Source organism: Rhodopseudomonas sp. BR0C11 (genome assembly GCF_010820945.1).
Taxonomy (GTDB): Bacteria; Pseudomonadota; Alphaproteobacteria; order Rhizobiales; family Xanthobacteraceae; genus Rhodopseudomonas; species Rhodopseudomonas palustris_H.
This window is the reverse complement of record NZ_QTKI01000292.1, coordinates 1-6,233: the sequence shown is the minus strand read 5'-3', so window position 1 is coordinate 6,233 and position 6,233 is coordinate 1. Positions and strand designations below refer to the sequence as shown.

The 6,233-nt window shown below is 66.6% G+C and carries 8 protein-coding genes; all 8 read right to left on the bottom strand.

Annotation, left to right across the window (positions count from 1 at the left end):
• Positions 1-598: sensor histidine kinase (locus DYI24_RS19075; RefSeq protein WP_283810875.1), on the bottom strand; the 598-nt coding region annotated here is incomplete at its 3' end.
• Positions 599-724: 126 nt separating this feature from the next.
• The gene (locus DYI24_RS19070) at positions 725-2,263 is read right to left on the bottom strand and encodes a YifB family Mg chelatase-like AAA ATPase (RefSeq protein WP_164573426.1); all 1,539 of its coding nucleotides are present in this window, start codon (positions 2,261-2,263) and stop codon (positions 725-727) included.
• 101 nt (positions 2,264-2,364) lie between these two features.
• Positions 2,365-2,589 carry a hypothetical protein gene (locus DYI24_RS19065; RefSeq protein ID WP_107342556.1) on the bottom strand — a complete coding sequence of 75 codons (225 nt, stop codon included), beginning with the start codon at positions 2,587-2,589 and terminating at the stop codon, positions 2,365-2,367.
• Positions 2,586-3,242, bottom strand: a complete 657-nt coding sequence (rpaI, locus tag DYI24_RS19060; RefSeq protein WP_107342557.1) for a 4-coumaroyl-homoserine lactone synthase — start codon at positions 3,240-3,242, stop codon at positions 2,586-2,588. The genes DYI24_RS19065 and rpaI overlap by 4 nt, the downstream gene beginning before the upstream one ends.
• A gap of 85 nt (positions 3,243-3,327) precedes the next feature.
• Positions 3,328-4,059: an HTH-type quorum sensing-dependent transcriptional regulator RpaR gene (rpaR, locus tag DYI24_RS19055; protein WP_164573425.1), complete on the bottom strand. Its 732-nt coding sequence runs from the start codon at positions 4,057-4,059 to the stop codon at positions 3,328-3,330.
• Between the two features lie 219 nt (positions 4,060-4,278).
• Positions 4,279-5,220 carry a glutathione synthase gene (gshB, locus tag DYI24_RS19050; protein WP_164573424.1) on the bottom strand — a complete coding sequence of 314 codons (942 nt, stop codon included), beginning with the start codon at positions 5,218-5,220 and terminating at the stop codon, positions 4,279-4,281.
• A 72-nt stretch (positions 5,221-5,292) separates the two neighbouring features.
• A complete protein-coding gene (locus tag DYI24_RS19045; protein ID WP_011155891.1) occupies positions 5,293-5,685 on the bottom strand; it encodes a YraN family protein in 393 nt (130 codons plus the stop codon).
• On the bottom strand, positions 5,672-6,233 hold a 562-nt coding region (gene rsmI, locus DYI24_RS19040), incomplete at its 5' end, for a 16S rRNA (cytidine(1402)-2'-O)-methyltransferase (protein WP_246701302.1). The genes rsmI and DYI24_RS19045, both read right to left, overlap by 14 nt.

The window sequence follows — 6,233 nt, the reverse complement described above, 5'->3', positions numbered from 1 at the left end:
GTGTATAAGGGACAGGCCTCGCGTCGAGTTCGATCTTGCCGGCCTCGACCCGCGCGTAGTCGAGGAGTTCGTCGGTCAGGGCCAGCAGCGCCTCGCCGGAGGTCTTCACGGCCTTGGCGTAAGTTGTCTGCTCGGGGCTGAGCGGCGTATCGAGCAACAGCCGGCTCATGCCGATGATGCCGTTCAGCGGCGTGCGGATTTCGTGCGACGCCATCGCCAGCAGCCGCGACTTTGCGCGGCTCTCCGCCTCGGCGCTGTCGCGAGGCTCAATCACCGCATTCCGGCCGCCATGCTCCGGCGACCTCGCTGTGGCGGTGTCACGTAGATCGGTGAGCAGTCGCAGGCGGCTGCGCATCCGCCGCAGCCGCATCGTTTGGATCGCCAGCGCCAGGCAGGCTAGCGCGAACAGGAAGCTGGTGCCGATCGCGAACGTATGCGGATCGTAACCGGAGATCTCCGGACGGCTGCTGAAGAGTAATCCATAGGCGCCGCCGAAACCGGCTGAAAACGCCGTCACAGCCCGGCCCGCCATCGCGATGCGCGGATGCCGGCGCGTCCATAAGCGCAGCCTCGACCTGATCCGCAGCTTCCCCGTCATCGCCGCTCCAACATTTGCCGTTGTCCGGCAACGCGGAAACATGCGCTTGGGGTGCTGCCATCAGGTTGAAAGTTGCGCAGAATCGAGTTGGCGCTCCTAACAAGGTTGATGGTGCGTTAACCGCGCTTAGGCCGCGCGACGCTGATCGTCGGCCAGCGCGCGATACGACAACGCTTCGGCCAGATGGACGCGGCCGATGCGGTCGCAGCCGTCGAGATCGGCCAGCGTGCGGGCGACCCGCAGCACGCGGTGATAACCGCGCGCCGACAGCCGCATGGTTTCGGCGGCGTCGTGCAGCAATTTCAGCCCGGCCGAATCCGGCTGAGCGGTCGTCTCCAGCACCGCGGCGGGGGCTTCCGCATTGGTGCGGATCTGCGGCAGGCCGATCGCCGCGTAGCGTGTCCGCTGCACGTCGCGCGCCGCAGCGACACGCGCTGCGACCTCAGCCGAGCCTTCGGCCGGCGGCGGCAAGATCAGGTCGGCGGCGCTTACCGCCGGCACTTCGATCCGCAGATCGATGCGGTCCATCAAAGGACCGGAGATGCGGGATTGATAGTCCGAGGTGCAACGATCGATCCGGCCGCGCTTGCACGCAAAGCCCGGTTCGAAGGCGTGGCCGCAGCGACATGGATTCATCGCCGCCACCAGCATCACCCGCGCCGGATAGGTGACGCGATGGTTGGCGCGCGAGACGGCGACTTCGCCGGTTTCGAGCGGCGCCCGCAGCGAATCCACTACTCGCGGATCGAACTCCGGCAGCTCGTCGAGAAACAGCACGCCCTGGTGCGCGAGCGAAATCTCGCCCGGGCGCGCCTTGATGCCGCCGCCGGTCAGCGCCGCCATACTGGCGGAGTGATGCGGCGCGCGAAACGGCCGCCGGGCCGTCAGCGCGCCATCGCGGATTTCGCCGGCGACCGAGGCGATCATCGAAACCTCCAACAGCTCGGCCGGTGACAGCGGCGGCAGGATCGACGGCAGCCGCGCGGCCAGCATCGACTTGCCGGCGCCTGGTGCCCCGATCATCAGCAAATGATGCCCGCCGGCCGCGGCAATTTCGAGCGCGCGCTTGGCGCTCTCCTGGCCCTTGATGTCGCGCAGGTCGAGCATTGAGGCTTCGGCTTCCCGGACCCGCGGCTGCGGCCGCCCGAGCAGTTGCGAGCCCTTGAAGTGATTGGCGATCTGGATCAGTGAGCTGGCCGCGATGATCTGGATGTCGGGGCTCGCCCAGGCCGCCTCGGAGCCGCAAGCCGCCGGGCAGATCAGGCCGTGCTCGCGCGCATTGGCGGCGATCGCAGCCGGCAAGACGCCGGCCACCGGTGCGATCGAGCCGTCGAGCCCGAGCTCACCGAGGACGGTGAAGCCTTCGAGGGCGTCGGCCGGGATGGCGCCGATCGCCGCCATCAGGCCCAGCGCGATCGGCAGGTCGTAATGGCTGCCTTCCTTGGGCAGATCGGCGGGAGCGAGATTGACGGTGATCCGCCGCGCCGGCAGCGCCAGGCCCGAGGCGATCAGCGCCGATCGCACCCGCTCGCGCGCTTCCGACACCGCCTTGTCGGCCAGCCCGACCATGGCGAAGGCCGGGAGTCCAGGCGACACCTGCACTTGGACATCGACGCTGCGCGCCTCGATGCCTTCGAACGCCACGGTGGATACGTGCTGGACCATAACGCCCTCTCCGCAGAGCAACGAGGCTAACCGCGGCGCAGTCGCTGCGCAAGAACATTAAGGGAACAAACCGGCGGGGCCTGCCCCCCGCCGGTGCCGTGTCAGGCGCTGTTCTTGGTGCGGCTTTCGAGCGCGATCTCGGTCAGGTCGACCTCGAGCCGGGCCATCATCAGCAGTTGGACCGCTGACGAGATGCCGAGCTCTTCGGCCTGCTCGATGGCGCGGTTGATGGTCGAGGCCAGCGCGTCGATGCAGACCGCGTGCTGCTTCAGCGGTGGGTTCAGCGTGATCGGCCGGGCGCCGCGCGGTTTGGAGGGAGCGTTCATGAAATCACCTGGAATTCCGGAAGCGAATGACGACGGATGGCTTCGAGCCCGCGCCATTCCAGCGTCGGGCCGGGCACCGCGCGGCGATTGCAGATGCCGACCCAGGCGTCGTCATCGACGTCGACGATCACCGCGGTGGTCGAGAAGCCGTTGATGTCCTGAGGCAGGCCGAGCGGCTTGGCCTTCCAGCCCTGGTCCACCAGCCGCGGCAGCCACCAGGTCTCCAGCACGATGGTGAAGGCCGACAGGCCGATCGACAAGCCGTATTCCATCGCGGCCGCCTGGATCACGGCTTCGGCGCGCGGGCCGCCATGCTCGCCACGCTTGCGCGGCACCACGAAGATCCGCGACAGCTCATAGGCATCCGGCCGCCGGACCGGGCCGGCCAATGCGAGCTGCGGGAAGACGTCGCTGAGCAGCGTCGGTGACGTGGTCGGCACCATCCGCATGCCGGCGACGATGTCGTCATTGTCGACGCCGAGCAGATACACCGCGTCTTCGGTGTCGAACTGATCGATCTCACGGCCGTCCGGCCGATCGAGCTCTTTCCAGCCGCGCTCGACGACGTAGATCTGGTGACGGATGCGGAAGTACTTGTCGAGCAGACCGGCATAGAGCGCGCGGTTCTCCCGACGAATGACATGAACCTGCATGATGCAATTCCCCTCCTGCAGTGGGTCTGCAGGCGGGAACAGTGCAGGTGCGAACGGGAACCGAACTACTGTCCGATCGGACAGGTCACAAACGGATCAGGCCAAGTGTTAATGCCTTGGCGACGGCCGCGGTGCGGTTGGCGGCATCGAGCTTGCGGGCCGCCTCGATCAGATGAAATTTCACGGTGCGCTCGGTGATGCAGAGGATCATCGAGATTTCCCAGGCAGTCTTGCCCTGGGCCGCCCACTGCAGGATCTCGCATTCGCGCGGCGTGAGCCGGTTGCGCCGGATCGGCTTTGGTCGGCTGAGTGCGCGCAGCCGACTATGTGCGTAGATGCTGACCAGCTGCATCGCGCCGCGGGCCGCCGGGCTGAGGTCCGGCTCCCGACCTGCCATGCTGATGGCCGCGCTGCCGTCGTCGTAGTGCAGCGGGATGCAATAACCCTCGACCAGTCCGAAGTCCGCCGCACGGGTCATGACCCGGTGGGCGGCCGGATCGCGGTCGCGATCGTAAGGCGCCTCGGACCATACGAAAGGATGAACCGTGGTGGCGCCATGGCGCGGCACCGGATCGACCGCGCTGAAGTTCTCGCTGACATAGAGGTCGAACCAGTCGCGCGGCCAGCCATTCGCCAGCGTCAGTTCGGGCAGCCCGGCGTTTCGCGACGGCAGGCCGGCCATGATGTAGGCGGTAAAACCGCAGCTCGCGATCAGCGATTCAAAACGGCTGATCAGCGCGGGCGCTTCGAGCCGCTCGACGGAATCGACGAATTCCAGCGCCCGCCGTCCCCAATGCTGGTCTTCGCCGACGATCATACCGTCGCTACCTCTGATCCCATTACCAGGAACAGCGGGGCCATGTGCCAGCCGCCGTCCGACCTAACATCATTAGCTTACCGCTGTCGCTTTCACCATGCGTCCACGTCCCGGCAGCCCCCGCGGACGTCCGCATAGTGGACGATCCTCGTAGTTGTGCGGCCACCTTTGCCGACTGGCAAGGGCGTCGTTGCCTCAGCCGCTCTCCAGGGCAGCAGATCAGGCGCGCTTGGCCTCGATCACGTCCCAGATCTTCGCCGCGATGTCCGGCCCGCCGAGCCGTGCCACCGCACGGATACCGGTCGGCGAGGTCACGTTGATCTCGGTCAGGTAGCCGTCGATTACGTCGATACCGACGAACAACAGCCCGCGCTCACGCAGCTTCGGCCCGAGTGTCGCGCAGATCTCGCGCTCGCGCGGCGACAATTCGGTCGCGGCCGCGGCGCCGCCGCGGACCATGTTGGAACGCAGATCGTCTTCGGCCGGCACGCGGTTGACCGCGCCGGCAAATTCGCCGTCGACCAGGATGATGCGCTTGTCGCCGTGCTTGACCTCGGGAAGGAAGCGCTGGATCACCCACGGCTCGCGGAACGTGACCGCGAACATGTCGTAGAGCGAGCCGAAATTGATGTCCTGCGGCAGCACCCGAAACACCGCCGCGCCGCCATGGCCGTGCAGCGGCTTCATCACCACCGCGCCGTGCTCGGCCCGGAACGCGTTGATCTCATCCTTGTCGCGGCTGATCAGCGTCGGCGGCATCAGCTCGGCAAAATCCATCACGAACAATTTCTCCGGCGCGTTGCGCACGCTGGCCGGATTGTTGACCACCAGCGTCGCCGGATGAATGCGTTCGAGCAGATGCGTCGAGGTGATGTAGGCGAGATCGAACGGCGGATCCTGCCGCAGCAGCACCACGTCGTAACTACGCATATCGACGCGGGTCGGTTCACCCAAGGTGAAGTGATCGCCTTCCTGATCGCGCACTTTCAGGCTCTGCACCGATGCGACGACGTCGTTGCCGCGTAGCGACAGCTTGTCGGGCGTGAAGTACGAGATCGCGTAGCCGCGAGCCTGCGCTTCGAGCAGCAGCGCGAACGTCGAATCGCCGCGGATATTGATCCGCGCGATGGGGTCCATCTGGACGGCGACCTTCAATGTCATATCGTGTGTTCCGAGGTTGGCAGAGCGGCGGTGACGATGCGGGGTGGCGGCGGCTTGGTCAAGCAGCCCGGCTCAAGGCGTGGCGTCGAACGCGCCGGGCAGATGCCGAGGCGCTGTGTTGGGGGCAATCAGGATGGCGTCGAAGCGCAGCTCGCTCATCGCGTGTTCGGGATGCCGACTCAGCCATGCTTCGGCGGCCGCAACGATGCGGCTCTGCTGCCGCGGCGTCACCGCGTAGGCGGCATCGTCGACATTGCCGCGTGCCTTCACCTCGACAAAGGCCACCAAAGCGTCGCGCTGCGCCACCAGATCGATTTCGCCGCACCGCGTTTTGAAGCGCCGCGCTAGGATGCGGTAGCCTTGTCGTTCGAGATAATCCGCCGCGCTGGCTTCGGCCGACAGGCCGGTGCGAAACGCTGCGATGCGCGCCAGCACGGATGGTTGCGAACGATCAGTCTTCGCCATCGTCGGCCTCGCGCTGCCGCGACAGCTCCAATGCGCGCGCGTAGATCTCGCGCTTGTGCCGGCCGGAGAGTTCGACCGCCTGCGCGACCGCGTCCTTGACGCTGTGTTGGGTTAGGGCTTCGCTCAGCCAGCGGTCGAGGTCGTCCTCGCTCATCACCCGCGAGGCCGGATCGGGTGGTCCGATCACCACGACGAATTCGCCGCGCGTCTCCATCGTGTCGGCCTGCGCGGCGAGTTCGCCGAGGGTGGCGCGCCGCACCTCCTGATGCAGCTTGGTGAGTTCGCGGCAGATCGCCGCCTCGCGCGTCGCACCGAGCAGGTCGGCAAAATCATGCACCGAGTTCTGAATCCGGCTGCCGGCTTCGAACAGCACCAGCGTCGCGTCGATCGACGCCAACTCACCGAGCCGCGTGCGGCGGGCTCCCTGTTTGGAAGGTAGAAAACCGTCGAAGAAGAACCGGTCGGTCGGCAGGCCGGCGAGCGACAGGGCAACCAACACGGCTGACGCGCCGGGTAGTCCGATCACTTGATGTCCGGCAGCGTACACC